General features: G+C 38.5%; 27 protein-coding genes and 1 tRNA gene. 16 read left to right on the forward strand and 12 right to left on the reverse strand.

Annotated features, from left to right (window positions below):
* Positions 1-122: 122 nt before the first annotated feature.
* Positions 123-206 (forward strand) — tRNA-Leu (locus QSJ46_RS19165).
* Between the two features lie 167 nt (positions 207-373).
* Here QSJ46_RS19165 and QSJ46_RS19170 read toward each other — a convergent pair.
* Together QSJ46_RS19170 and QSJ46_RS19175 are read right to left on the reverse strand one after the other, a co-directional pair.
* On the reverse strand, positions 374-1,198 hold the full coding sequence (locus tag QSJ46_RS19170) for a hypothetical protein (protein WP_224930336.1): 825 nt from the start codon (positions 1,196-1,198) through the stop codon (positions 374-376).
* A gap of 558 nt (positions 1,199-1,756) precedes the next feature.
* Positions 1,757-2,320, reverse strand: coding sequence for a GNAT family N-acetyltransferase (locus tag QSJ46_RS19175; RefSeq protein WP_285605183.1), 564 nt, complete (start codon positions 2,318-2,320; stop codon positions 1,757-1,759).
* Between the two features lie 213 nt (positions 2,321-2,533).
* On the opposite strand from QSJ46_RS19175, the gene QSJ46_RS19180 reads away from it, so the two are divergent.
* From QSJ46_RS19180 to QSJ46_RS19190, 3 genes are all read left to right on the forward strand, one after another.
* The gene (locus QSJ46_RS19180) at positions 2,534-3,334 is read left to right on the forward strand and encodes an alpha/beta fold hydrolase (RefSeq protein ID WP_047202484.1); all 801 of its coding nucleotides are present in this window, start codon (positions 2,534-2,536) and stop codon (positions 3,332-3,334) included.
* 442 nt (positions 3,335-3,776) lie between these two features.
* On the forward strand, positions 3,777-4,154 hold the full coding sequence (locus tag QSJ46_RS19185) for a hypothetical protein (RefSeq protein WP_047202483.1): 378 nt from the start codon (positions 3,777-3,779) through the stop codon (positions 4,152-4,154).
* 275 nt (positions 4,155-4,429) lie between these two features.
* Positions 4,430-4,633, forward strand: a complete 204-nt coding sequence (locus QSJ46_RS19190; protein WP_003214229.1) for a cold-shock protein — start codon at positions 4,430-4,432, stop codon at positions 4,631-4,633.
* Positions 4,634-4,907: 274 nt separating this feature from the next.
* Here QSJ46_RS19190 and QSJ46_RS19195 read toward each other — a convergent pair whose 3' ends face one another.
* On the reverse strand, positions 4,908-5,369 hold the full coding sequence (locus QSJ46_RS19195; protein ID WP_087976933.1) for a CarD family transcriptional regulator: 462 nt from the start codon (positions 5,367-5,369) through the stop codon (positions 4,908-4,910).
* A 228-nt stretch (positions 5,370-5,597) separates the two neighbouring features.
* Positions 5,598-6,647 carry an NAD(P)-dependent alcohol dehydrogenase gene (locus QSJ46_RS19200; protein ID WP_285605184.1) on the reverse strand — a complete coding sequence of 350 codons (1,050 nt, stop codon included), beginning with the start codon at positions 6,645-6,647 and terminating at the stop codon, positions 5,598-5,600.
* A gap of 208 nt (positions 6,648-6,855) precedes the next feature.
* Here QSJ46_RS19200 and QSJ46_RS19205 point away from each other — a divergent pair, with 208 nt between their 5' ends.
* Complete coding sequence (locus tag QSJ46_RS19205) at positions 6,856-7,257, forward strand: MerR family transcriptional regulator (protein WP_047202480.1); 402 nt, start codon at positions 6,856-6,858, stop codon at positions 7,255-7,257.
* A gap of 43 nt (positions 7,258-7,300) precedes the next feature.
* On the opposite strand, the gene bglS is transcribed toward QSJ46_RS19205, so the two are convergent.
* Complete coding sequence (gene bglS / locus QSJ46_RS19210; RefSeq protein WP_224930343.1) at positions 7,301-8,029, reverse strand: beta-glucanase; 729 nt, start codon at positions 8,027-8,029, stop codon at positions 7,301-7,303.
* 247 nt (positions 8,030-8,276) lie between these two features.
* On the opposite strand from bglS, the gene QSJ46_RS19215 reads away from it, so the two are divergent.
* Positions 8,277-8,873 carry a TetR family transcriptional regulator gene (locus QSJ46_RS19215; protein WP_285605185.1) on the forward strand — a complete coding sequence of 199 codons (597 nt, stop codon included), beginning with the start codon at positions 8,277-8,279 and terminating at the stop codon, positions 8,871-8,873.
* A 79-nt stretch (positions 8,874-8,952) separates the two neighbouring features.
* Entirely contained in the window at positions 8,953-10,392 is a 1,440-nt protein-coding gene (locus QSJ46_RS19220; protein WP_047202478.1) for a DHA2 family efflux MFS transporter permease subunit, read from the forward strand.
* 292 nt (positions 10,393-10,684) lie between these two features.
* On the opposite strand, the gene QSJ46_RS19225 is transcribed toward QSJ46_RS19220, so the two are convergent.
* Together QSJ46_RS19225 and QSJ46_RS19230 are read right to left on the reverse strand one after the other, a co-directional pair.
* Complete coding sequence (locus QSJ46_RS19225) at positions 10,685-11,818, reverse strand: aminotransferase (RefSeq protein ID WP_047202477.1); 1,134 nt, start codon at positions 11,816-11,818, stop codon at positions 10,685-10,687.
* 99 nt (positions 11,819-11,917) lie between these two features.
* Positions 11,918-12,973: an ornithine cyclodeaminase family protein gene (locus tag QSJ46_RS19230; RefSeq protein WP_285605186.1), complete on the reverse strand. Its 1,056-nt coding sequence runs from the start codon at positions 12,971-12,973 to the stop codon at positions 11,918-11,920.
* Positions 12,974-13,366: 393 nt separating this feature from the next.
* On the opposite strand from QSJ46_RS19230, the gene QSJ46_RS19235 reads away from it, so the two are divergent.
* From QSJ46_RS19235 to QSJ46_RS19255, 5 genes are all read left to right on the forward strand, one after another.
* A complete protein-coding gene (locus tag QSJ46_RS19235) occupies positions 13,367-14,248 on the forward strand; it encodes a LysR family transcriptional regulator (protein WP_106025664.1) in 882 nt (293 codons plus the stop codon).
* 228 nt (positions 14,249-14,476) lie between these two features.
* On the forward strand, positions 14,477-15,370 hold the full coding sequence (locus tag QSJ46_RS19240; RefSeq protein ID WP_285605187.1) for an alpha/beta hydrolase: 894 nt from the start codon (positions 14,477-14,479) through the stop codon (positions 15,368-15,370).
* Between the two features lie 139 nt (positions 15,371-15,509).
* The gene (locus QSJ46_RS19245) at positions 15,510-15,887 is read left to right on the forward strand and encodes an MmcQ/YjbR family DNA-binding protein (RefSeq protein ID WP_268473325.1); all 378 of its coding nucleotides are present in this window, start codon (positions 15,510-15,512) and stop codon (positions 15,885-15,887) included.
* A 112-nt stretch (positions 15,888-15,999) separates the two neighbouring features.
* Positions 16,000-16,761 (forward strand): SDR family NAD(P)-dependent oxidoreductase, encoded by a 762-nt coding sequence (locus QSJ46_RS19250; protein WP_047202472.1) that lies wholly within the window; start codon positions 16,000-16,002, stop codon positions 16,759-16,761.
* Between the two features lie 773 nt (positions 16,762-17,534).
* Positions 17,535-18,683, forward strand: a complete 1,149-nt coding sequence (locus QSJ46_RS19255) for a type II asparaginase (protein WP_285605188.1) — start codon at positions 17,535-17,537, stop codon at positions 18,681-18,683.
* A 35-nt stretch (positions 18,684-18,718) separates the two neighbouring features.
* On the opposite strand, the gene QSJ46_RS19260 is transcribed toward QSJ46_RS19255, so the two are convergent.
* Positions 18,719-19,612 (reverse strand): alpha/beta fold hydrolase, encoded by an 894-nt coding sequence (locus QSJ46_RS19260; protein WP_107164189.1) that lies wholly within the window; start codon positions 19,610-19,612, stop codon positions 18,719-18,721.
* A gap of 56 nt (positions 19,613-19,668) precedes the next feature.
* Positions 19,669-20,121, reverse strand: coding sequence for a MarR family winged helix-turn-helix transcriptional regulator (locus QSJ46_RS19265; RefSeq protein ID WP_039176776.1), 453 nt, complete (start codon positions 20,119-20,121; stop codon positions 19,669-19,671).
* Between the two features lie 309 nt (positions 20,122-20,430).
* Between QSJ46_RS19265 and QSJ46_RS19270 the strand changes: the two genes are divergently transcribed.
* The 3 genes from QSJ46_RS19270 (at position 20,431) to QSJ46_RS19280 (ending at position 23,196) form a co-directional block, all read left to right on the forward strand.
* The gene (locus QSJ46_RS19270; RefSeq protein WP_107164191.1) at positions 20,431-21,036 is read left to right on the forward strand and encodes a TetR/AcrR family transcriptional regulator; all 606 of its coding nucleotides are present in this window, start codon (positions 20,431-20,433) and stop codon (positions 21,034-21,036) included.
* A 31-nt stretch (positions 21,037-21,067) separates the two neighbouring features.
* Positions 21,068-22,270, forward strand: coding sequence for an MFS transporter (locus QSJ46_RS19275; RefSeq protein WP_058837406.1), 1,203 nt, complete (start codon positions 21,068-21,070; stop codon positions 22,268-22,270).
* A 140-nt stretch (positions 22,271-22,410) separates the two neighbouring features.
* Positions 22,411-23,196: a GNAT family N-acetyltransferase gene (locus tag QSJ46_RS19280; protein ID WP_107164192.1), complete on the forward strand. Its 786-nt coding sequence runs from the start codon at positions 22,411-22,413 to the stop codon at positions 23,194-23,196.
* Here the strand turns inward: QSJ46_RS19280 and QSJ46_RS19285 are convergent.
* Positions 23,191-23,664, reverse strand: a complete 474-nt coding sequence (locus QSJ46_RS19285) for a GNAT family N-acetyltransferase (protein ID WP_047204140.1) — start codon at positions 23,662-23,664, stop codon at positions 23,191-23,193. The genes QSJ46_RS19280 and QSJ46_RS19285 overlap by 6 nt on opposite strands.
* A gap of 54 nt (positions 23,665-23,718) precedes the next feature.
* Between QSJ46_RS19285 and QSJ46_RS19290 the strand changes: the two genes are divergently transcribed.
* On the forward strand, positions 23,719-23,988 hold the full coding sequence (locus QSJ46_RS19290) for a YesK-like family protein (RefSeq protein WP_039176789.1): 270 nt from the start codon (positions 23,719-23,721) through the stop codon (positions 23,986-23,988).
* Here the strand turns inward: QSJ46_RS19290 and QSJ46_RS19295 are convergent.
* Both QSJ46_RS19295 and QSJ46_RS19300 read right to left on the reverse strand, forming a co-directional pair.
* A complete protein-coding gene (locus QSJ46_RS19295; protein WP_107164193.1) occupies positions 23,985-24,524 on the reverse strand; it encodes a GNAT family N-acetyltransferase in 540 nt (179 codons plus the stop codon). The two genes, QSJ46_RS19290 and QSJ46_RS19295, sit on opposite strands and share 4 nt — an antisense overlap.
* Positions 24,521-24,916: a VOC family protein gene (locus tag QSJ46_RS19300; RefSeq protein WP_024425420.1), complete on the reverse strand. Its 396-nt coding sequence runs from the start codon at positions 24,914-24,916 to the stop codon at positions 24,521-24,523. Before QSJ46_RS19300 ends, QSJ46_RS19295 begins: the two co-directional genes overlap by 4 nt.
* Positions 24,917-24,960: the final 44 nt, after the last annotated feature.

Raw genomic sequence — 24,960 nt, forward strand, 5'->3', positions numbered from 1 at the left:
GCGGAATTGGCAGACGCGCTAGACTTAGGATCTAGTGTCTTTATGACGTGGGGGTTCAAGTCCCTTCACCCGCATTGTTTTTTCAAACAGTGCACTTATGAATATATGAGCACATCATACACGCGGTCGTGGCGGAATGGCAGACGCGCTAGGTTGAGGGCCTAGTGGGTGAATAACCCGTGGAGGTTCAAGTCCTCTCGGCCGCATCAAGAAACCAAAGGTTGTAGACCTTTGGTTTTTTTATAATATCTAAATAAATCTATCCACTTATTTTAAGTAAGTTGATTTTTTGTATAAAACAGATATTTTTATATAATTAGGAACTTTATTATTTTTCTGTTTCACTTTACTTTGTATTATTCAATTAAGTTGTTTAAAGCAAAGCAAGAACTTGTTCATAAAGGAAAGGAAAAAGGATATAAAACGCTAAAGATAAAGAAAATGTTCTTGATAGGTTTTTATTTTCTGGTAAATAAAGAATCTTAGTGATGTATGTTGTAACGATAACGGCAGTAATAACATGAATTATTAGAAGAAATGGCATAAAGTGATCAATGGTTGAATTCACTGTTACTTGTTCAGAAATTTTTTGTGCATTTTCTTGAATTATTTTCATGTTTATAGGGTTGTTATTCCAAAAATTTAGAGTTTTAAAATTTGCTATCGCTGTAAAGAAGATTATAAAAAGATTTCGAATTAGAGCATTTTTTGTTAAAAGAGAACTTAGAAAAACAGCTGTAATTAAACCGAACGATGCGTGAATAACAATTGTTCCTGCAACTTGGAAAGAATCCCAAAAAATATAACTATAATTAATAATATCTTTTAATTCGAATTTTTTAAAAGATGAAAAAATTTCATTTAACGCTACTATAATAATCAAAACTAAAAATGTTTTAGTCATAATAGACTCTATAAAATTTGCACGAGAATTTAATTTTGCTTGTTTTTCTTTAAATTCTTCTTTTTTTTGTTGATGGTAATAATAATGTTCTTGAGCATGATTGTGTTGAATAGCAACATTAAATTCATTATAATAGCCATTTTGTATAAAATTATAGTTTTGTTGTTGAGAGTCTTGAAACTCTTTTTCTCTTTTAAGACGATTTTGTGATAAAGATAAGAACAAGCCAACAATAGGTATTATTCCGCTACCTATTAACAATATAGCTCTTTCAAAAATAACAGCATCAAACAAAATATACATCCTTTCAATAGTTTATGAATTAAGTATACAATTTCCCCAAAAAATATAAAAGAATGTTAATTTGTAAATTGATAAGGAATTTTAATGATGAAAGAAGTATATGATTAATTTTACTGTTCCTTTAATAAAGTTGAATGGTTGGTCATTATGAAACGAATGTGTTTTTACAAAGACCCCACGATAGAAATTTATTATGTGAATTCATTTGGCAGGCCTGTAACATGAACTTGTATTTAATAAATTGAAATAGATATTTCAATCTGTTATAGCTGTCCATGAATTGGCCACATTCTTTGGAAAGTGTAATAGTGTATAAATAGCCCTATTTATTTGTACTGTAATCAACTTTTCGTAAGTGTTTTACAAATTTTTCTGAGTGAGGGCTAGTGGATGAATAACCCGTAGAGGTTCAAGTCCTCTCGGCCGCATCAATGATATCAAGGGGGTGAGTCCCTTGTTGTTTTTTGTAACCAAAACTGACCACTTACTTTTATAAAATATGTTATGCCTTTTTGTTTTAATAGCATCCGTTATTTTAAGCGTACAATGTCATTTTATTATGGAATAAAAACAAGTGTCAGTCAGCTTGCTGCCATCTGCGGATAAATCATCATTTCTTAAAGTGCCTTCAAATACAAAGCCAAGTTTTTCTGGGATAGCCCGACTTTTGAGGTTTGTTGATTCACACCTTATTTCAATTCTTCTAAATTTGATATTGCTTAATCCGAAGTCAGCTAATTTCTCCACTGCTTCTGTTATATATCCATTCCCACTAAACTTTGTATTTACCCAGTACCCAATCTCACATTTAGGAATGGTCCAGTCAATCCTCTGAAGGCTAGTTGTTCCAATGAAGTGATTGCTGTTTTTATCAAAAATAAGAAAACGGAAACTTTCCCTCTTTAAAAAATTGATATGAGCATTTCTTAAATTGATCTCTGTTTCTTCAGCAGTAGGAAGTTCTTGAGCAAATGGCAACCACGCTTTTAATTCAGAAAAGGAATCCTGTATTGCTTGGTTTACAATTTTCCCGTCGCCTGTTTGGTATGGTGCTCGAAGAATGAGTCTTTCTGTTTCTAATTGTAAAGGAATATCTAACAATAAAGGGTTCATTTCATTTCTCCTCTCGGAATTTTATATTTTAGCGTGTATGGAGAGTATGTAGTTCAAACTGTTCGTTGTCAATTTATTGTAGCAAAAAACTGATCAATTCATTAGAAGAGCTTTAGAAGTTTTTTTGGGTTATCGCAAATAGTTTCCTAACAAGCAAAACAATAAAAAATCTTTAGATTACTAGGGAAGCCCTAGAAAAGGGGATGTAGATATATGTCAATTTACCATAAAGTCATTGGAGAAGGCTATCCTATCGTGATATTGCATGGTTGGACACTTGACCATCAAGTGATGTTACATGCATTGGAACCGATATTCGAAAAACGAAGCGGCTGGAAGAGAATATACATAGATTTACCAGGTATGGGACGTTCAAAGCCACATCCGTCTATTCAGAACTCTGATGATATGCTAGAAGCGGTATTGCGTCTTTTGGACGAGATTATCCCTGATGAACAGTTTATTGTTTGTGGTTATTCATATGGAGGGTACATAGCCAGAGGTATCGTTCGTTCACGTCAGGAAACTGTTAGTGGATTACTGCTCGTGGCGCCAATGACTATACCAGAATTCGATGAAAGAGTCGTATCAGAGGCGACTGTTTTAAAAAGTGACAGCAGCTTCATAACACAATTGTCTTCAGAAGAGGCAGGTGAATTTTGCTCCATGGCCGTTGTGCAAGGAAAAACGGAATGGGAGAGGTTTCGGGATGAAATTTTACTTCCTTCTAAACAAACAAATCATGATTTCATCAATAACATTCAACAAAATGGTTATGGTTTTACCTTCGATATTTCATCTGAACTTAAGTATCCAACGCTCATTATCACAGGGCGTCAGGACAATGTAGTGGGATATCACGATGCGTGGCGGCTCATCGAAGATTATCCAAGAGCCACTTTTGCGGTGCTTGATATGGGTGGTCACAATCTTCAGATTGAACAACCCGATGTATTTAACTCATTAGTCGATAATTGGTTAAATAGACTTGAGTCGGAAAATGTAAAGAAATAGATTTTCTTGTGCAAAATATGTGCAAATCGGAGTCAGGGGTGAATAACCCCGTGGAGGTTCAAGTCCTCTCGGGCATCTCTAAAAAATACCAAGGGTCGTGTACCTTTGGTATTTTTTTATGTGCTCTTTTACTATAAAGAGATAACAAGATACAGCAATTGTATGCTAAGTGGAAATATACCCGGTCATTTTAATATTAATTTCTCTTTTGAATGAACGATTCCACATCAGATTATCTTAGGTATGAAATCATATTGCAGCTTTAATTAATATCCTTTAAAGAATCGCTGACAATCATGATGCGATTGTTGTCCATAAAAGAACTGAATAAGCTCTTTTATTAAGAGTTTCCTTTCATCTTTTATATTGTTAAATGAAGGTAATAATGAGATAATTTTAAAAATAAATTAGGTCGCATAAGATCAACCAAAGGAGTTATAACATGATAAAAAGGCTTTCTCTTGTTTTACTTACTCTCATGATGTCTATAGTTGTTTTGCTAGTGGCTGCCAAAAATTCTCCTGGAGATAATGTTATTTCATTTGATCAGCCTCGCATCTTAATAATATCAATTGGAATATTGGTATTTTTATTCATTCCTCCGTTGGTGATGTCTTTTTTCAGTAACTTGATTGTGAGAACTATATCTGGTGTATACCAATGTTTTATTGTTCTATCTTTTCTGATGCTAATTCCAATAGGATTTCTTATTCCAGATGGCTTTTTGACAATTGTTGTTTCTATCGCAGGAACTTTAGTCAGCATAGCTAGTCTTATAGTAACTTTAATAATAGATAAGAATAAAAATGTTAAATCTTAGCTGAAATAAAAATGACATCAATTTTCTAAGAGTACAGTAATGTTTTCGTTATTACCCACTTTTCTTAAAGTCTGAGAAGAACAAAATTATGTGGGATCGTTGATTTTGTTCTTTTAAATCCTAAATTGCAATTATTTCCGATTCATGCTACAATAAGAATAATTATTTTTGTTCGGCGTAAAGGATAGCATGAAGAAAGACTTTTCGTCTTGAGGATACTTTGGGCAAGGATAGTATAATACATTGTGTGGTATACGCACGAGGAGGCAACAAACATGGAACAAGGTACAGTAAAATGGTTTAACGCAGAAAAAGGTTTTGGATTTATCGAACGTGAAGAAGGCGACGATGTATTCGTACATTTCTCAGCTATCCAAGGTGACGGATTCAAATCTTTAGACGAAGGTCAAAAAGTAACATTTGACGTAGAGCAAGGTTCTCGTGGAGCTCAAGCTGCTAACGTTCAAAAAACTGCTTAATCTTTATCCTTTTAAAACAGGTTCTCTGTAGAGAGCCTGTTTTTTTATGCTTTCACGCATTTTTTCAATAAAAAACCCTACTCAGCGTACAAGTAGGGAGATGTTACAAGGTAATCGTAAAAAAATTCATGCTTCAAAGGTTTATCAACAGTATAGCATATTGGATTTACAATATGCGGAATTTGCCTAAATAAATTCTTTTTTTAAATAAAATGAAGGGTGGAAATGTTCGTAGAGAACATGTATTCAAAAATGGTGAGCGTGGAAGAGGTTCTTAACAGAAACTTTTTATTTGTTTTTCTGTAATCCCTTTGATGACTTCTAATTCACTTAGCAAAAATTCATGGGCATCATCCAGCATTTTCTTTTCACTAGCATTTAGTGCTTTCTCTTTCTTCATACGCATAAGATCACGCACAACTTCAGCACCGTCTTGGATGTTACCCGTTTTTATTTTGTTTGTGTTGATTGTATGCCGTTCTTTCCACGTCAGTAATTGATCTGATTTGCCATGCTGGAAAATGTGCATCACATTCTTTAAAGCCAGTATATCTGTAACAGGTCTAATACGTGAACCTGACATTTTCCGTGTTGGAATCATTACTTTCATATGACTGATTGACATTTTAATCACATAATACTGCTGTTTTTCATCAGAAAATTCTTTTTCTTCTATGGCTTCAATTATACCTGCTCCGTGCATTGGATAAACAATGTTATCACCAATTTGAAACATTTCATCCACCTCCATAAATTGTATCTACTATAAGGGTATCACAAATGAAGGTGTAATAACCAAATTTTTAATAATAACATGTTTTTTATTTTTATGTCAATATTTTTTGTGCGAATTTCAGAGGATTTTTGCTGTGAAATGTCCATTGCATACACCTGTGTAAAAGGAAAAGGTTGAAACATAACAAAAGACCAGCCAATCAGGCTAGTCTCTTAAAACAAATATCAATCACAACGTAGCAATATCAATCACAAACCGGTAACGCACATCACTTTTCAGCACACGTTCATACGCTTCATCAACTTGATTCGCGTTAATCACTTCAATTTGTGGTGCGATGTTGTGAGCAGCTGCGAAATCGAGCATTTCTTGTGTTTCTTGGATGCCGCCAACGAGTGAACCAGCAATGCTGCGACGGCCAGAAATTAATGAAAAGACGTGGAATTGATCCGGCTTAGGCGGTGCACCGACGTTTACCAAGGTTCCATCTACACGAAGTAAGGACAGATAGGCATCCACATTAATATTGGCAGAGACCGTATTGAGAATGAGGTCATACTGACCGGCTAGTGTCTGAAACGTTTCAGGATCACTTGTAGCAAAATAGTCTTTTGCGCCAAATGATAGTGCTTCTTCTTTTTTATTCAAAGAGCGGCTCAATACCGTCACATCAGCGCCCAGAGCACTCGCGAATTGAATGGCGACATGACCGAGTCCGCCCATTCCGACAATGGCGACCTTTTTTCCAGGACCTGCCTTCCAGTGTTTTAATGGAGAATATGTTGTAATGCCAGCACAGAGAAGAGGGCTTGCGGCATCAAGAGGCAGTTGATCAGGAATGCTGACGACAAATCGTTCAGTCACGACAATTTTTTGACTGTAGCCGCCATAAGTCGGTTCCCCGTCATAGTCACGGCTGTTATACGTTTGGACGACCCCTTTTGTGCAATACTGCTCGTCTCCATTTTGACAATATTCACAAATGCCGCAGGAATCCACAAAGCAGCCAACACCTACACGGTCTCCGATCTGAAACTTCGTCACATCATCACCTACAGCTGCAACGACCCCAGCAATCTCATGACCCGGAACCATCGGGAAAATGCCGCCGCCCCATTCATCAAAAGCGCTGTGGATATCTGAATGACAGATCCCGCTAAATTGAATATCAATTAAAATATCATGTGGACGAAGCGCTCTTCGTTCAATGGTCGTCCGTTCAAAATTCGCTTTTGCGCGTGAAACACTTAAAACATTTGATTGGTGCGTCTGACACATTCTTGATCATCCTTTCAAAAATAAGATTCGATTCTTTCTTCTATACTGTACTTCTTAAAGTGAACTATAAGTCAACAGGAAACCTTCTGTAATAACGAATTCAACATTCTTGAATCGAGAATTGAGCCAAAAGCATCTTGCTTTCTTTTTCAAAATGGAGATGATGAGGAAAGGGAGAATGGAAGGTAAGAAAAAGAGGGAGGGCATAATGAAAATAGCACAAGCAGCAAAACAGCTCGATTTATCCACTGCGACACTTAGATATTACGAAAATATTGGTTTGATTAGGGAAATCAAACGTGACGATCAAGGAATTCGTGATTATACAGAGGATGATCTTCAATGGATTGAATTTATCAAGTGTATGAGAAATGCTGGGCTCTCGATTGATGCGCTTAGAGAATATACAGCCTTATTTTTTGAGGATGATGATCATACGTTATCTTCGCGAAAAAACATTTTGATCAATGAACGAGAAAGACTCGTCCAAAAACAAAAGGAAATTGAAGAGACCATTAAACGATTGGATTTCAAAATAGAAAGTTATGAAGATATTATCCACAATCATGAGAAAAAACTCGCTCATCAGCTGAAAACTCATTCTCATTAAACGAAGAAAAACCTGTGACAAGTCACAGGTTTTTTTGATAGAGTTATCTTTTTGTGTAACGCACCCAGTTATAATGTGCGTGGAGCGGGGTAACACCGTTGTAGGAGCCGAGCCATTCATCGACACCTGCACCATTCCACAGGTTCATCATAATTTTCCCTGGTGTTTGAGGAATTTGTGTGGTGGCGGTATGCTTTAATTGTCCATCGACATACCATTTGATGGAGTTTGGCTGCCAGTCAAATGCATACGTGTGATAAGAGTTTGCTGCATCGAAACCAAGGTTGACGATCTTTTCATGATTTCCTACACCATTGGTATAGTAATTAAACTGTACCTTTGTCGTATCTTTTCCTAGAAATTCAATGTCAATCTCATCCCAAGGCGTGCCATCAGTCGGTCCCGTATAAGTGAAGAAAGAAGAGACGATCCCCACATTTTTAGCTGGCTTCATGTTGACTTCGTATAGCCCATAGCCGTACGTTTGAACGGAGCGGTTTTCTCCGCAATCAAACTTGTTATAGGAGGGACTTGTGAGCGATAAACGCATTTCACCTGCTGAGGTCATCGACACATTATTTGCACGCCACGTACAGTTAAACATGTTTCCATTCGAGTATCCATCGGCTTTTTGCCATAACCCCGTATTATAGTTATTAAAAGGTTCATAAAACGATCCACCCGTTTGTGCCGAGGCACCCGCAGTAAATGTGGACAAACTCAAGACTAATCCAGTGACAACCAGCAACAACATTCGTTTCATACGGTACATATTCGCATTCTCCTCTCCTTTTGTGGAAGCGCTTTCTTTATTGATCATACATGATTCTTTCAAAAGGGAAAATCGGTCTAAATAATGATAAACAGTGTGCATCATTTAATAGAATTGAAAGAAGGATCATAAGTAAAAAATAATGATTGACAATGCGGACAGTTGTCCGTAAGATAATATCGGGACAATTGTCCTAAGAAAAACCTAAAGTGTTTTGATTTAACACATAGAGATGAGTGTCATGTGGATGAAGGTAAAGAAGGTGTGTATGGTGGAAAAGGATATTGGTGAGGAAATTGAAGAGATCGCATTCTCCTTGTTTCAAGAATTTGGTGTAGAAAATGTCAGCATGCATAAAATTGCGAAAACAGCTGGTGTTGGACAGGGCACTCTATACCGCCGCTACGCCAATAAAAGTGATTTGTGCCTTTCTATCCTTGGGGAGAGATTTGAACAGCTGATCCCAGCTTTGCATCTTTACTTGAGCAAAATAAGTGATCAGCCGGTTCGTGAACGTTTGCGCTATGTTCTCGAAGAAATTCATCTGATCGTCGGTCACCATTTAGACTGGATTCGGATGCTCACAATCTCTGGAAATTTAGAGCAGACAAGTAAAGTGTATGATAGTCATTACAGTCAATCACTCAGACAAATCATTCGTGAATTGCTTGAAGAAGCGAGAGAAAAGGGAGAAGCGAATATACAGGATATAGAACTGACAACGTTATGTATGTCCTCTCCAATGACGCCTGAGCTCATGTTTTATATACATGAATCTGGCTATTCGATCGACCAAATTGCTCAATTTGCAGCAGAAAAACAGATTTTATCCGTCTTTCAATAGACATTAAAGTGGCTCATTTCTGACCACCCTGACTTCCTAAGGTTCATCTAAATTGAAAAAGAAAAGGAGCCAACTTAATATGAACAAAAAGAAAGCAGCAGCTTCTGAAATTCGAACGCTGCCCATTATTATTTCTTTTATCACAGCTGGATTTATTGGCCTGTTCAGTGAAACGGCATTAAACATGGCGCTGAGAAGTTTAACGTTAGACTTTGGAATTGAAGCGACGACTGCTCAGTGGCTGACAACAGGATATTTATTAACACTTGGTATTCTCGTACCGATTTCAGGACTCATCCTTCAATGGTTTACAACAAGACAGCTTTTCATTACGTCGCTCGTCTTTTCGATCATCGGAACATTTATTGCGGCGGTAGCCCCGGTCTTTAGTATTTTAATGGTAGCACGTGTCGTGCAGGCAGTCGGTACAGCATTGCTTCTGCCATTGATGTTTAATACGATTTTGGTCATCATCCCGCCTCATAAACGAGGCCGATCAATGGGGATTATTGGTCTTGTGATTATGTTTGCACCAGCTGTCGGCCCGACAGTCTCTGGCCTTATTTTGAAATCGTTGACTTGGCATTGGATTTTCTGGATTTCACTTCCTTTATTAATGGCTGCACTTGTCTTTGGTTTTATCTTTATGCAAAATATTACAGAACCAACAAGACCGAAAATCGACATCTTATCGATTGTGCTTTCAACCATTGGTTTCGGTGGAATAGTATATGGCTTTAGCAGTGCCGGTGAAGGCGGTGGCTGGAGCAGTATGCATGTCATCGTTGCAATTGTAGTTGGTGTCATAGGGATTCTCGTGTTCTCTTTAAGACAGTTGAATATGAAAGAACCAATGCTGAACTTAAGCCCGTTTAAATATCCGATGTTTGTCATTGGGTTACTTCTGATTTTAGTGTGTATGATGGTGATGCTGTCTGCTATGATGATTTTGCCATTGTATCTGCAAACGTCCTTGGCGCTTTCTACATTTACAGCAGGTTTAATGCTGTTGCCAGGTGGAATTATCAACGGACTGCTATCTCCAATCATGGGTGGTCTATTTGATAAGTTTGGTCCAAAATGGCTTGTCATTCCAGGTCTTGTCATTGTCGCAGCGACGATGTTTGGCTTTACGAATCTAAGTGTGAATACGTCGATTGGATTCATTGTAACTCTTCATATTACCTTAATGATCGGAATCGCGATGATCATGATGCCTGCTCAAACCAATGGATTAAATCAGCTTCCGCCAGAGCTATATCCGCATGGTACAGCGATTATGAATACTTTGCAGCAAGTGTCAGGAGCTATTGGTACAGCGATCGGTATCTCGATCCTTTCATCAGGAACTCGCAGCTTTATGGAAAATGTATCTGACCCCGCAAATCCGGTGAATCAGCTGCTTGCCTTTACAAATGGTGTCCAGCATGCATTTATCTTTGCCGTGATCATGACCGTCATTGGATTGATTATTGCTTTCTTCATTAAACGAGTGAAGGTAGAACAGCAAGTATCATAAGAGAAATGAAAAGCACTGAGGACATAGCGCCGCAGTGCTTTTTTTCAATAAATTAGTCTTTCATCAAATAATGATATCATTAAATATGAAAATAAATGAAAAAAAAAGAGTCGTACATAATGGTAACTATTGAAATTAATGATGTGAGATAATCTGATAAGTTATTTCAATGTTTTTTTAAGGGTTTTAAATATCCCTTATTCACTTTTATAAAAAACCGAACTAACCATTATTGGCAGTTCGGTTTTTTGTACGATCAGATATTCCAAATATCTATCTTAATGGTTGTTAATCAGCTATTTACTTTAAGGGTACGCAAATATTCAGAGAATTTCTCAAGACCTGCTTTTAATACATCTGTTGAACATGCGTAACCGATACGAACATATCCTTCCATATCAAAGCAAGAACCTGGCGTTAAGAATGTGCCATTCGTTTTAAATAGGTCAACGCAAAATTCTTCTGATGAAACAGGGTAATCGTATTTCAGCATAGATGTTGTGCCTGCAAGTGGCTTTACGTAGGAGATTGAAGGTTCGTTTTGAACCCACTCATCTAAAATAGCCAGGTTATCTTTGATAATTTTGCGGCTTCTCCCTAGGACTTTGTCGTAGTTTTTAAGAGCATGAACGGCTAACATATCGTTAAGCACACCACAGCTGATTGTTGTGTAATCACGGTGTTTTATGCATTCAGCGATCACATCACTTGGACCTGCAATCCAGCCAAGGCGCAAGCCGGCTAATGAAAATACTTTTGACATACTTGATGTACTAATACCTTTTTCATATAAATCAGCAACAGATGGCACAACAAGGTTATCTTCCTGTAATAGGTTTCTGTATACTTCGTCGCACAGCAAGTAAGCATCACATGAGCGTGCAATTTCTACAATCTCTTCAAGCATTTCTCGCTCAATAATAGCACCTGAAGGATTATTCGGATTGTTGATAATAATCAATTTTGTTTTTTCGTTAATCAGAGACTTTAATTCGTTTAGATCCGGCAGGAAGTTATTTTCTGGTCTCAATGGCAGCAGATCTACATTCGCGCCAAATGAAGCAGGCACATCATATAACTGCTGGTATGTTGGGTGTACAGCAATTACATGATCTCCTGGCTCAATAAGGGAATAGAGCACTAAGAAGTTTGCACCAATAGCTCCATTCATGACAAGTACATTATCAGCTTCAACTGTCTCATACAGGCCAGATACTAAGCTTTTAAACTCTGGAGATCCTTCAATATGTCCGTATGTTAATTTTTTCTTTCCGACTTCATTGAAAAAATCTGCCGGATTTGTGCCGTCGATTCCAATCAACTCATTTACAGTGAAAGATTCAACACATGTTTCCGCGATATTATAAACGGCCTCTTGCTCGTATAAATTCATCCAATGTTCTACAGCAAATGTTTTAATATTCATCCTATTAACTCCTCTGTAAGTATTATTTATTTTTTGATACGTAGTCTTTTGATAAAGAATACTTTCTAAAATCTGCTTATTTAAACGGCTATCGATCAGTTACAGCTTTGTCGACATCCCGATTTGTTTTTCTTCTGCCTGTTCTAGAACATAGCTCGCTGTCAATAGATCTTGAAGAGAGATGCCTGTACTGTCAAAAACTGTGATATCTTCTGGAGAAATGCGTCCTGGTGCTTGATTTGTAATCACTCCTCCAATTTCCGAAATGATGCTATCTTTTGCGATGATGCCTTTTTTAAATGCAGTTTCAAATTCTCCTACCGTAACAGACTGTTCATGGTCATCAACGAATATGCGAGCATCAGTTAAAATATTTTCATCAATTTCCTGTTTTCCTGCCATGTCTGCACCCACACATAAAAAATGAGTACCTGGCATTACCCATTCTTTTAGAATAATTGGTTGGCGTGATGGAGTAGCTGTAATAATAATATCTGCACTTCTCGTAGCTGTTTCAATATCATTAACCGGCGTATACTCAATCTCTATCTTTTGAAGCATTTCTTCATAAACTTCCGGGTTTTGTTCTTTAGTTTGAGCTAACAGCTCTTTTAACTTGCCTTTGATGTCTGCGCAAAACTGACCAGCTCGGTCAAATGAATGAGCATTATACACTCGAACTCTTTTGATATAGTTCATTGTCATTAAAACAGCTAAGATTTGATAAGCCGCAACATGACCTGATCCTACCATAAGCAATTCTTCTGAATCTTTTCTTGCTAAATATTTAGCTCCAATTCCACCAGCTGCTCCGGTGCGCATCATGGTCATATACTCACCGCTCAAGATACCGATTGGAAGGCCTGTACGGCTGTCAAGAACTAAGACAGTTCCAACAACAGCAGGAAGGTTTTTAGAAGGGTTGTCCCCGAACCAGGAAACAAGCTTTAAACCGAAAATGCCTGCTCCTGACAATTCTCCTGATTTAATATCCATGTCCGCTTTACCAGGTTCGAACTCGTGAAACACCATTGGGAATAAATAAGCTTCTTTATTTTCTTTTAAGACGTAAGCTTTTTCTACGATATCGATTACATTTTTCATATCAAGAATAGCTTTGATATCTTCATGATTTAATATTTTAAATGGATACATAATATTCTCCCTTTCCCTTACTTCGTTAAGCTCTTTATCAATCTATCACAGGATGAAACAAGCTAAAAATTAATTAATTTAATAGTATGCATTAGAAAACTTTAGCGATAAATCATCACCTTAAGAGTAAGGAGATGATTTGGTTTTTTATTGGTATTTTAAATCAGGCGATTCAATAGTTACCAATAAAAAATGAATGATTCGTATCTAACTTTTAGATTCTCCCGTTAAAATTTTTGATATAATGATTTGATTGCTATTCTCTTCAGAGCATCTTGTCTATGGGGTTATATGGTTAACCTTATATCCTATGTGAAAGATGATTATTTTATATACTTTTGGTTAGGAGCTTTTGTAGGCTATAAAAAACATAGATAGTGAGATGAAGGTTAAATGGAACTCAGAAATCTAAAAACTTTTCAAGTAGTAGCCAATGAATTGAATATGACCAAAGCTGCAAAGATCTTAAAATATACTCAACCCACTATTACTTTGCAAATTCAAGTATTAGAAAGGGAACTAAACCATTCTCTATTCACCCGTATTGGAAAAAAAACGTTTTTGACGCCTGCTGGAAAAAAATTAAAGCAGCATACAGATAGATTATTTGAATTAATGGAATATATGGAAAGAGACATGGAAGAGTTAAATGGTCCTTCCGGAAGTCTAACTATTACAGCTTCAGAATATTATTGTACGAATCACCTTTCCCTACTGCTTAGTTCTTATACAAAATTGCATAAACAAGTTAAGCTGCGCCTCATGCCAGCAAACAGCCTTATAGCTGTCGATAAAATTTTAAATAATGAAGCAGATATTGGGATTGTTGCAGGGGAAGTTGATTCCTCAGAATTAGAAAAGTTTGTTTTAGAAAGGGAAAAGGCGGTGTTGGTTGTCTCCGCCGATCTTACCAAAAATCGCTCTAAAGAAGAGGTTATAGAATCCTTTCCGTTTCTCGCTTATCATGAACATTGCGGTTTTAGCTCAATTACAGAGCAGTGTTTTTCTGAAATTAACACCCGTCCATCTTCTATCATTGAATGCGGGGGAAGTGATGAAACGATTAGGCGGGCAGTTTTAAATAAAACAGGAATCGCCTTGCTTGGTGAAAATATGATTAAAGAGGAATTAGCAGAGGGTATTCTTATCCCTTTGCATTACTGTGAAAAACCAATTGAAACATCTGTCGTATATTTAAAAAGTCGTTCAGAAGGACCAACCATTCAATCTTTCTGTGAATTGCTCAAAGAAACTTGGTTTGCAGTTACAGATTGATCGTATTTTAGATTATCTTCTTTTTTTCATTCTCTTAGTATCGTGTGTTAAATTCAGTGTGTTACTTAGCTTTATTGATTAGTTTAGCTAATGAACGTATACCTTCTTCAATGTCTTCTCTTTTTTATTTTGATTATTCCAGTAAGGTGCTGCTGATTCAGTAGAAGGAAAAGAGGAAAAAGGAACGAATGAGTTAAGAAGAAATGAATAAGATAGGAGTCTGAGATCATGAACTTAGAAGAACAAATCAAAATCGCTGCTTCATTACGCCAGCCATCTGAAGGTTCATTAGCGAGTCAATCGGAACTAAAGCCAGTAAATCCTCCTGATGTGAACAAAATGGAATATGACATTCCAACAAGTGCTGGCGAAACAAAGGTGTGGGTGTTTAAGCCAGTGAACACATCAAAGCAGCCGCTTCCTGTTTTTGTGAATTTACATGGTGGCGGATTTATCATGGGCAGTGCTGAAATGGATAATCCATGGTGTCCAGTCATTGCAGACCGGGCGCAATGTATCGTGGTCAATGTCGAGTATCAGCTTGCTCCTGAGCACCCTTTCCCAGCGGCTCTTCATGAATGCTACGATGTACTGAAGTGGCTGTATGACCACCCTGATGAACTTCAAATCGATCGGACTGCATTAGCCATTGGCGGACATAGTGCAGGAGGAAATTTGGCAACGGCTGCTTGTCTATTGAATATTCAAAAAGGAAATACACTCCCAATTGTTTATCAGGTGCTCGATTATCCACCGCTTGATCTAGCCACTGATCCAGCACAAAAGCCAGCGTTTGAAGAAGCGATTCCAGTTGAATTGGCGAGACTCTTTAATTCCTTCTATCTGCAAGGCCAAGATCCGCACAATCCGCTCGTTTCTCCGGTTTTTGCAGATCGTTCATCCTTGGCACAAATGCCTCCAGCTCTCGTCATCACAGCAGAGAAGGATTCGCTGGCTGAAGAAGCTGAGCAATATGCTGCCAAGTTAAAAGAAGCTGGGATAGACGTCACGTATAAACAATTTAAAGGAGTTCCACACGGCTTCACGCACGCCGGAGATTTAGCCATAGCTGAAGAAGCTTGGCATTTGATGGGGGATCAGCTAAAGAAGGCGTTTGAATAAAAAAAGCAGAGTGATTCAAAAGCACAGGAGACAATGGGCCTGTGCTTTTCTTATTGTTTCTGAAAAAAGCGTCAGATATCTTTCCTCATTGTCGATATAATAGAAAAAATAGATGATTTCTAAAAAAGGAGCTAATGAAATGAAAAAAGAACAGCTGCAGACATTTTGTCTTTCTTTAAAAGGAACAACCCATGATTATCAACCTGAGTGGCAGGCAGATCGTTATCATATTGGCGGAAAGATGTTTGCTATGATGGGGGGAGATGCGAATCGAAAGCCTGTCATCACTTTAAAATGTGATCCTCTTCGTGCTGAAGAACTAAGAGAGATGCATGAAGGAATTATCCCTGGCTACTATATGAATAAGACTCATTGGAATTCCATTTACCTTGATGCAGACATTCCATCCTCATTTGTAGAGGAGTTAATCGAACATTCCTATCAATTGGTTTTTCAAAAATTAACAAAAAAATCTCAGCATGACATCCTCCAAAATGATTCAAAAGGAAGTAACTGAGGAGCTGTATCTAAGTTGACATGATGCCCTTTGACTCTCTTCAAAATTGACTTGAGTAAAATGCTGTCGTTATAATTTAACCAGTTAGAAGACGCGAATAGGGGGATGTAAAATGGGCTATACAGTCATTACAGGAGCAAGCTCAGGTATTGGATATGAGGCGGCTCTCGCCTTTGCAGCACGAGGGGAAAATCTTATATTAGCTGCACGCCGGCTCAATAAACTCCAGGAATTGAAGAAAAAGATTCATGATCAATCTCCCGACATCAAAGTAGTCATACAATCAGTTGATTTAACAAACATAGAGCAAGTGTATTCATTTTATGAATCATTGTCAGATTATGAGCTGGATACGTTCATTAATAATGCAGGGTTTGGTCACTTTGGCTCTATAGGAGAACAAGATTTAAGTAAAATTGGGGATATGCTTCATCTGAATATCGAAGCATTAACGATTCTATCCACCTTATTTGTTCGTGATTATGAGCAAGTAGAGGGAGCTCAGCTCATTAACATTTCTTCACGAGCAGGCTATACAGTCGTTGGCAATGCCGTCACCTATTCAGCAACGAAGTTTTACGTGAGCGCCTTTACAGAAGGACTGGCCCTAGAATTGAAAGAAAAAGGTGCCAAATTACAGGCAAAAGTATTAGCGCCATCCGCGACAGAATCAGAATTTGCAAAGCGTTCATTGGATGTAGACGAATTTGAATATGAAGGCAATTTCAAGAAATATCATACATCAAAAGAAATGGCTGCTTGTATGCTTGAGCTTTATGACAGTGAAAAAACAGTCGGTATTGTGGACGGAAAGACATTCGAATTTGAATTGAAAGATCTAATCTTTTCACACGCAGGTTCAATGAAGAAATAACGATTCCCATCACTGAGGTAGATATCCTCAGTGATTTTTTTATGGCATGATTGACTGTGTGGTCAAGCATAGGAGGTATGTAACAAGATATATACCCTTCGTCTCTATATAGAACAGGAGCTTGTACGTCCTGCGTATTATGTGTTTTTTTCATACATTCTTTGATAAAACAAAGAATCACAGGTCCAGTAGATAAGACTGCTCATGATGATGATGGGTAAAGACGCCGGGCTCCCAATACCATCAACGAAAAAGAGCATGACAACCAATGCAATCAGTAAATAAGCAGCTAAATAAAGAGGATGAAAAGCCTTTGGCTGTAAAGAAAACAATAACTGCAAAGACGAAATAATAAACAAAAAAGATAGGAATGTAAAATATCAGAAACGCAGGCTCAGCTTGAATAGGTGGAAATAAGCAGACAAACAAGCCGAGTAAAGTAGAGCTGATGAATAGTGTGATTAGGATTTTGTAAAAGGGTGGAAGCGAATGCAAAATGTATACTCCTTTTTTGTAAAATTTACTATATTTTATCATAAATTCATTATCAAGCATCGGTTATTTTTTAAAATACGCCACCTTTAATACTCAATTTAATTACAGCAAATTTAGGTATTAAGAATTGAATAAACTCTTAATATAATGCCCTTTTTACCTTTATTTGGTTCTATATCTTTAGCCTCATGCCGATGAATGAAGGTATGGTATAAAGTAAAGCCTATAGAAAGAGATTTAGCCATGAAATCCATCAAATGAGGAAAAGAGATGATCCAATGAACATGACAAAATGGTTAGGTGCTGTCCTTCTTTCTGTTTTATTACTAGTGACAGCAGCTTGTGCGAACACAGGCACTCAAGAGAATACTCAAAGCGAAAAAGAAAACGTATCCAGTGAAACAAAAGAGAAAAACAATGCAGTTGAAACAGGGAATAAGTCCTTATCAAATATTAAGGTATTAGCCACAGGCGGGACGATTGCTGGCAGTTCAGACAGTGATACAGATACGACGGGCTATAAATCTGGTGCACTTGGCATCGATAAAGTCATTGCTTCAGTTCCACAGCTGAAGGATATTGCAAATGTCACTGGTGAGCAGGTTGCGAATGTTGGAAGTGAAAATGTGGATGACGCTCTTCTTTTAAAATTAGCCAAACGAGTCAATGAGCTATTAAAAGATGATCAAGTGGATGGCATTGTCATCACGCATGGAACAGATACACTTGAAGAAACAGCTTACTTTCTAAATCTGGTGGTCAAAAGTGATAAGCCTGTTGTGGTCGTTGGCTCAATGAGACCAGCGTCGGCTATCAGTGCAGATGGCCCGCTTAACTTGTATCATGCGGTGAAAATTGCATCGACCAAAGAAGCAAAGGGCAAAGGGGTCATGGTCACATTAAATGATCGAATTGCTTCAGCTCGATTTATTACGAAAACAAACACGACCACAACCGATTCCTTCAAGTCACTTGAGCAAGGATACATCGGAGAAGTTACTGGTGAAGTGGTGTCCTTTTATAACGAACCGACAAGAAAACATACGACTGAAAGCGATTTTGATGTATCGAAGATAAAAGAATTGCCACAAGTCGATATTTTATACGGCTATCAAAATGATCAAAAATATATGTATGATGCTGCAGTAAAAGCAGGAGCAAAAGGGATTGTTGTAGCCGCAGCAGGAAATGGAACGATGTCAACAGAAGCCATCAAAGGAGCAACAGATGCAGTGAAAAAAGATGTGGTTCTCGTGCGATCAAGCCGTACAGGTAATGGAATTGTCACCCACGAAAAAACGGATGATGAACATCACTTTGTGTCGTCTGATTCATTAAACCCGCAAAAAGCACGTATTCTGCTCATGCTTGCACTGACGAAGACAAAGGATCCAGATAAAGTGCAGAGGTATTATGAACAATATTAATAAAGAAAAAGACCCGAGTCATATCGGGTCTTTTTTCATGCAAGTTTCTGATGTTCAGCCCGCTCCTTTAAAGAGCGTAATATATTTCGCCAAATATCGTCTACATCAGTAAGAAAGTGCCCTGCTTGATCTATATAATGGGTTTTGACGTTTGGAATCGCCCGAGCTATTTTTTCTATTTCTACAAATGGAGCCATCGTATCTTCTTTTCCATGCCAGACATCAACAGGGATTTGAATATCTTTCATATCGAAGGCCCATGGTTTCGAAAGTAAAACGGGTTCATGAATACATTCATCCACCGATTGACGAGTCGCTTCGTGTAAATGTGTCATCATCATTTCTAACTGCTCATCGGTTTGAAGGAATTGCCGATCCCATGGATGTAAATGCTTGTTCCCGTTTTTGGCCAGCTTCTTAAATTTCTCTGGTTTGTTCTCAATCATTTTTTTCTGGGAACGATAGCTTGCTTTCAATAGCCAAGGAAACTTCTCACTAAGGAAAAAGGCTAATTTATTTTCTTTCAGCATGCTTTTCGGCGGTTTTCCGCCCTGAAAAGGGGTTGTACTTGAGATCAGAGCGGCTGAAAGGACGCGATCCGGCAATTGATAGGCACAACCAGCTGCGAATGCACCGCCTCCAGATACACCCATCACTGAAAAATGTTGAATGCCAAGATTATCTGCCACTTCCTGCACGTCTATTGCCCAGTCTAAAATTGTGCGGTCAGGTAGTGGGGTGGATAAACCAAATCCAGGTCGATCTAAACAGATGAGACGAATGCCGAGCTTTTGAGAGATTGGATCATCATCTAAAAACATCACTCTTGATCCAGGTGTTCCATGAAAAAAGAAAATTGGAAACCCCGAAAGATCACCGTATTGAATCAAACCGATGTGCCGGCCATCTTGTAAATGAATCCTTGTCATATTTTCAGCCCCTTAATAGTTTAGTTAACTTAAATGTCGGGGAGAGAAACACCGTATTAAGGCGCTTCTTTCGCAATCTGATAGATTTTTTCGTATAGAGATAGTAATGTTTTTAAATCTTCTTTTGGAAGCTTTGCATAATATTTTTGAATTAGATGCAATTGAATGTCTTCTGTATTCTTGTGATAGTCATGGCCCTTTTGAGCACAATCAACAATGATTTCTCTTCGGTTATGCGGATTAATTTCTCGTGTGACATAGCCGAGCTGCTCAAGCCTTGATACAAGCTGGCTAGCTGCGCTGGCAGAAATCGAAAAGTAATCAGCTAATTCATTGATTGTTCTCGTTTTCGTACGCAGCAACTCAAGCGTCAGCTCTTGTTTGGCTGATAAATCTGCATACTCATGTTTTAAAAATCGCTGATACTCTTCTACATAAATTGAGCCTAGAGCATTCGAGTATTCAATGATTTTTTTACTGTAATGAATAATTTCCTCATCCAATGACATCACCTCTATTCTATTATAGGCAATTTTTATATTTAAGTGAAGTTAAATATAAAGGAAAATTAAATGAATGATGAACACGTAGTAGGTCAAGGCAGCCATGAAAAGGTCGCAGAAGAAAAATGCGTATAAGTCCTTTTTAGTGATAACGCAGATGACTGTTTTGTTTGTTTTTACATGAATTACGCCTTATGAATCGATGCCATTTTCATTGTATTATGAGGAAAATCCATTTATAATAAAAAATAAACCAACTGGTCGGTTTTATTTTGTTCACATTAAGAAATGTAGGGTAGAAAGGGATTGTGACACATGACAAGTACCCAAAGCGGGGCTGGAAAGAGTGAGAAGACGAAGCAAAAAATCGTCACCGCTTCTCGTGATTTATTTGCGAAAAAAGGTTATTCAGAAACATCCGTGCGCGATATTTTAGAGGCTGCTGAGGTGAGTAAAGGTAATCTCTATCACCATTTCAAAGGAAAAGAGTTTTTGTTTCTTCATATTATGGAAGAGGATCATCGTTTGATGATGGAAACGTGGCATGAGGAAAAGAAAACACTGAACCGAGCTATTGATAAGCTTGCGGGATTTGCAGAGCTGCTCAGTCAAATAGGGATTAACTACCCATTAATGAGAGCGAGTGAGGAATTTTGTGCCAGCGCCTTTACATCAGATGAAGTCATGGAACGGCTGAACAAGATTGATGTCGATTTTGATGATGTGATGAGAGATATCTTACTTGAAGGAAACAAAGATGGCAGCTGGTCGATCCAACATGTGGAGTCAAAAGTGAAAATATTACTTTCCGTTTTTTATGGATTAGACGTGTTATATAAAAATGACACCATTGAGCAGAAGAAAGAGTTACAAAAAGAGGCGATCTCATTGTTTATTCACGGAATCAACCATCATGAGTAACAAGTGAGTCAGTAAAGGGGAAACAAACATCATGCAAAAACCGATTCGTGAGCAAAAAGCTGTACTCGTTATTCTATTAAGTAATATATTTATTGCGTTTTTAGGCATTGGTCTCATTATTCCTGTCATGCCGCTATTCATGAATGTGATGCATCTAACAGGGAGTACGATGGGATATCTTGTGGCGGCATTTGCCGTTGCTCAGCTCATCGCATCACCGATTGCAGGGAGATGGGTAGACCGCTACGGAAGAAAGATTATGATTGTGTCTGGGCTGTTCCTATTCGCGTTATCAGAACTCGTTTTTGGTCTTGGAACACACGTGTACGTTCTGTATGTTGCAAGGCTTCTAGGCGGAATTAGTGCGGCATTTATCATGCCTGCTGTCACTGCGTATGTCGCAGATATTACGACCGTTCAAGAAAGATCAAAGGCGATGGGCTATGTTTCTGCGGCCATTAGTACTGGTTTTATCATTGGCCCGGGAATTGGCGGGTTTATTGCAGAATACGGCGTACGCCTGCCATTCTTCTTTGCAGCAGGGATTGCGTTTATTGCTGTCATTTCGTCTATGTTTATGCTGAAGGAGCCTTTAACAAAAGAAGAGCGAGAGAAGCAAATGAATGAAGTGAAAGAATCGACTTTCTTTAAAGATTTGAAAAAATCGATTCATCCAAGCTACCTCATTGCCTTTATCATTGTATTTGTCCTCGCATTTGGACTATCTGCATATGAAACAGTCTTTAGCTTGTTCACAAATCATAAGTTTGGATTTGGTCCAAAAGATATTGCCGTGATCATTACCGTCAGCTCGATTGTGGCAGTCATCATCCAAGTACTTGTGTTTGGTAAACTGGTAAATACCCTAGGAGAAAAAAGAGTCATTCAGCTATGTCTGATTATCGGGGCTGTCCTTGCTTTCGTTTCAACCGTTGTGTCAGGCTTTTTGGTTGTCTTGATTGTCACATGTGTTATTTTCCTTGCGTTTGATTTATTGCGTCCAGCATTAACGACCTTCTTATCGAAAATCGCTGGCAACCAGCAAGGATTTGTCGCAGGAATGAACTCCACCTACACAAGCCTAGGTACGATTTTCGGGCCGGCACTTGGCGGCATTTTATTTGACCAAAATATTCACTTCCCATTTCTATTCGCAGGTGTTGTCTTATTTCTTGGATTAGGCTTAACCCTGATTTGGAAGGGAAAAGTGACAGAAGAGGCAGCGGCAGAATAATGTCATGCAGAAGTAAGAGACCTATTAAATAAGGTCTCTTTTTTAAATTGCGCTATTGATGCAGAAGAATTCCTTTTGCTGAAAAGAGTCCTGTATGTCAGCAGCTTTTTCTTTATAATGGAAGGAAAGGAGGGAAAATCGTGCATCTCTTGGAACGGCAAAAGACACCAGCAATGAAAGAAGGAATTAAGCAGATCGATCCGGCATATCCAGTGTTTGTAGATGCGGTCATGGATGGCATGATACAAGGACATCTTTATGTAGATAATGAAGCACATCCGCTTGTATATTTTCTCGAAGCTCCATGCGGCATTTATTATGTGGCAGGAAGGAGTGAAGCGGAGCTGTTACGCTGTTCAGTCTTTATTGTGGATGTGTACGAAAGGCAGAAAAGACAAAATGCCCGGTTCACCATATTTTCAGCAAATCCATCAACAGATGCGATGATGAAAAAATGTCTTGGGTCACATTTGAATGAGATGGAAAGACATGCGTACGTTTATTCACAGACACATTCTCATGTCACAGCGTCTCATCCAGGCTATAGAGTAGAGCGGACAAATGAGCAGGTGATGACTGCAAGCAGGGCTTTTCCTCCTAGCTATTACGAAGCCTATTGGGGAGAAACAGCTCGCTTTCTATCAAAGGGAATCGGGATTGCCATTTTAGATGGAGAGAACGTGGTGAGTGAGTGTGTCTCTATTTTTTCAAGTGAAGATCGTGCAGAGATAGATATTTGGACAGATGAGACTTATCGAGGAAAAGGTTTGGCGCTGCTGGCAGCTCAGCATATGATCAGCATCTGTCTTGAAAAAAAGAGGACACCGCATTGGGATTGCGATGTCCATCACCTTGCTTCAATCAAACTAGCAGAGAAGTTAGGCTTTCAGAGGATCAAAACCTATCGATTGTTTTATGGTTCATGATGAGAAGGTCTTGAGATACCAAGCATCCATTGCAGAATGCTCAGAGCCTTCAAGCGGTTTTGAAAGAAGAGAAAAGCCGTATCGCTGATAAAGGCCTATAGCCGCTGTTAATTCCCGGCGGGTTTCTAAATAACACGCTTCGTAGTATGTAGAGGCATATTCCAGCGCCGTATCCATCAGTTTTTTGCCCACACCTTTTCCTTGTGCTTTTGGACTTAAATAAAGCTTTTGTAATTCACATACTCCATTTGTGAATGGAGCAATCCCTACACCACCCACAATCTCACCATGCTCTTCAGCAATCCAATAGGCTGCATGAGTCAATGATTGATAGTATTCGAAAAGCTGGTCAAGTTGGGGGTCAGTGTAGGCTGTTCCTTCAATTGCTAGATTCGCTGATTCTAGTGACTGGCGGATAATCGCTGCGATATACGGATTGTCTTTTTGCTCGATGGGTCTAATGTTCATTTGAAGTACCTCCGTTGTTAAAGGTTCAAAAAAGAGAATGGGAGTTGATATCACATGTTCTGGCTGCAAACAGCTATTTTTACAATCGTTATTTTGTGTCTCTCATGGTGGGCAGGGAAAAGAAGCCGGCAGCGTCATGCGGGGTTCATTGTCCCTATATGCTTGATTTTATTTGGTTTGGTTTTATTGATTGTCAGTCTCTTTATTGGTAGATGGGAAGGCATGGCGCTCAGTCTATCAAGCGTCTCTATCGTTCTCTCTTCCATCATTTGTTTAATCATCGTCACTGGGATTCAATTTTTTAAAAAAGATGACCCTTCTTAAGCAGGAGCATCTGTATTCATCATGTTTTTATATTCTTCACGAAGGATGCCCATGATGATGACATCTGAGTATGTACCGTTGAAATAGAGCGCTTGGCGTCTTTTTCCTTCATATTGAAATCCGGCTTTCTCGTAGCTTCGAAAGGCCCTTGGATTGTGGGAAAAGACTTCAAGCTCAAGACGGTTGAGTTCTAATGTGTCAAAGGCAAATGCTTGAACCATCCGAACAGCTTCAGTGCCATAGCCCTTTTGAAAATGCTCCGGCCCGTGAAGCGCAATGCGGAAGCTTGCCGTATGATTGATTGGATCAATGTCCACAATCGCCGCATCTCCAATCATCTCTTTCGTATCCAGCAGACAAATGGCGAAATCTCGTCTGCTGTCATCCTGCAAAAAACGGGTATAGGCGGATCGAATTTCTTCTAGTGTGAACGTTTTTGGTGTGCCAGTCATATGAAGTGTTTCTGCATGCTGGCACCCTCTTTGAATACCAGGATAATCTTGCTCTTCAATCGGTCTCAAAAATATACGAGTCATGACGGATCACCCTCCTCTATATATCGAGAGATTTCAATTAAATTCAGATCAGGATCACGGATATAAACAGATTCAATGGGACCTAATGTACCGGTGCGTCTGACCGGCCCCTCTTCAATCGGGACCACTTGCTTCCGAAGGTGCAGCAGCAAACTGTCCATGTCTAAATCGGTGATAAAGCACAAATCATGAGATCCAGGAAGAGGATGAGCCGCTTTTGGCTCAAATTCATGACCAGCTTCATGAAGGTTGATCTTCTGTAAACCAAAACGAAGCGCTTTACGGCCTTCACCAAAAGTTTCTTCCTTCATCCCTAATACGTTTGTATAAAAGCGAATGGTGTCCTCCATATGTTGTACAGTCAACACGATATGATCAAGTCGTCGTATCATCAGTCTCTCCTCCAAGTATGATCATTGATTGAACTGACTCTATT

This window comes from Bacillus sp. YKCMOAS1, assembly GCF_030268125.1.
In the GTDB taxonomy this organism is placed as follows: domain Bacteria; phylum Bacillota; class Bacilli; order Bacillales; family Bacillaceae; genus Bacillus; species Bacillus safensis.

Coding starts and splice junctions, on each gene's coding strand:
- QSJ46_RS19175 (WP_285605183.1), bottom strand. CDS start 2,320: ATGAACCCTTTATTGTTAGATATTCCTTTACAATTAGAAACAGAAAGA.
- QSJ46_RS19180 (WP_047202484.1), top strand. CDS start 2,534: ATGTCAATTTACCATAAAGTCATTGGAGAAGGCTATCCTATCGTGATA.
- QSJ46_RS19185 (WP_047202483.1), top strand. CDS start 3,777: ATGATAAAAAGGCTTTCTCTTGTTTTACTTACTCTCATGATGTCTATA.
- QSJ46_RS19190 (WP_003214229.1), top strand. CDS start 4,430: ATGGAACAAGGTACAGTAAAATGGTTTAACGCAGAAAAAGGTTTTGGA.
- QSJ46_RS19195 (WP_087976933.1), bottom strand. CDS start 5,369: ATGTTTCAAATTGGTGATAACATTGTTTATCCAATGCACGGAGCAGGT.
- QSJ46_RS19200 (WP_285605184.1), bottom strand. CDS start 6,647: ATGTGTCAGACGCACCAATCAAATGTTTTAAGTGTTTCACGCGCAAAA.
- QSJ46_RS19205 (WP_047202480.1), top strand. CDS start 6,856: ATGAAAATAGCACAAGCAGCAAAACAGCTCGATTTATCCACTGCGACA.
- bglS (WP_224930343.1), bottom strand. CDS start 8,029: ATGTACCGTATGAAACGAATGTTGTTGCTGGTTGTCACTGGATTAGTC.
- QSJ46_RS19215 (WP_285605185.1), top strand. CDS start 8,277: ATGAAGGTAAAGAAGGTGTGTATGGTGGAAAAGGATATTGGTGAGGAA.
- QSJ46_RS19220 (WP_047202478.1), top strand. CDS start 8,953: ATGAACAAAAAGAAAGCAGCAGCTTCTGAAATTCGAACGCTGCCCATT.
- QSJ46_RS19225 (WP_047202477.1), bottom strand. CDS start 11,818: ATGAATATTAAAACATTTGCTGTAGAACATTGGATGAATTTATACGAG.
- QSJ46_RS19230 (WP_285605186.1), bottom strand. CDS start 12,973: ATGTATCCATTTAAAATATTAAATCATGAAGATATCAAAGCTATTCTT.
- QSJ46_RS19235 (WP_106025664.1), top strand. CDS start 13,367: ATGGAACTCAGAAATCTAAAAACTTTTCAAGTAGTAGCCAATGAATTG.
- QSJ46_RS19240 (WP_285605187.1), top strand. CDS start 14,477: ATGAACTTAGAAGAACAAATCAAAATCGCTGCTTCATTACGCCAGCCA.
- QSJ46_RS19245 (WP_268473325.1), top strand. CDS start 15,510: ATGAAAAAAGAACAGCTGCAGACATTTTGTCTTTCTTTAAAAGGAACA.
- QSJ46_RS19250 (WP_047202472.1), top strand. CDS start 16,000: ATGGGCTATACAGTCATTACAGGAGCAAGCTCAGGTATTGGATATGAG.
- QSJ46_RS19255 (WP_285605188.1), top strand. CDS start 17,535: ATGAACATGACAAAATGGTTAGGTGCTGTCCTTCTTTCTGTTTTATTA.
- QSJ46_RS19260 (WP_107164189.1), bottom strand. CDS start 19,612: ATGACAAGGATTCATTTACAAGATGGCCGGCACATCGGTTTGATTCAA.
- QSJ46_RS19265 (WP_039176776.1), bottom strand. CDS start 20,121: ATGTCATTGGATGAGGAAATTATTCATTACAGTAAAAAAATCATTGAA.
- QSJ46_RS19270 (WP_107164191.1), top strand. CDS start 20,431: ATGACAAGTACCCAAAGCGGGGCTGGAAAGAGTGAGAAGACGAAGCAA.
- QSJ46_RS19275 (WP_058837406.1), top strand. CDS start 21,068: ATGCAAAAACCGATTCGTGAGCAAAAAGCTGTACTCGTTATTCTATTA.
- QSJ46_RS19285 (WP_047204140.1), bottom strand. CDS start 23,664: ATGAACATTAGACCCATCGAGCAAAAAGACAATCCGTATATCGCAGCG.
- QSJ46_RS19290 (WP_039176789.1), top strand. CDS start 23,719: ATGTTCTGGCTGCAAACAGCTATTTTTACAATCGTTATTTTGTGTCTC.
- QSJ46_RS19295 (WP_107164193.1), bottom strand. CDS start 24,524: ATGACTCGTATATTTTTGAGACCGATTGAAGAGCAAGATTATCCTGGT.
- QSJ46_RS19300 (WP_024425420.1), bottom strand. CDS start 24,916: ATGATACGACGACTTGATCATATCGTGTTGACTGTACAACATATGGAG.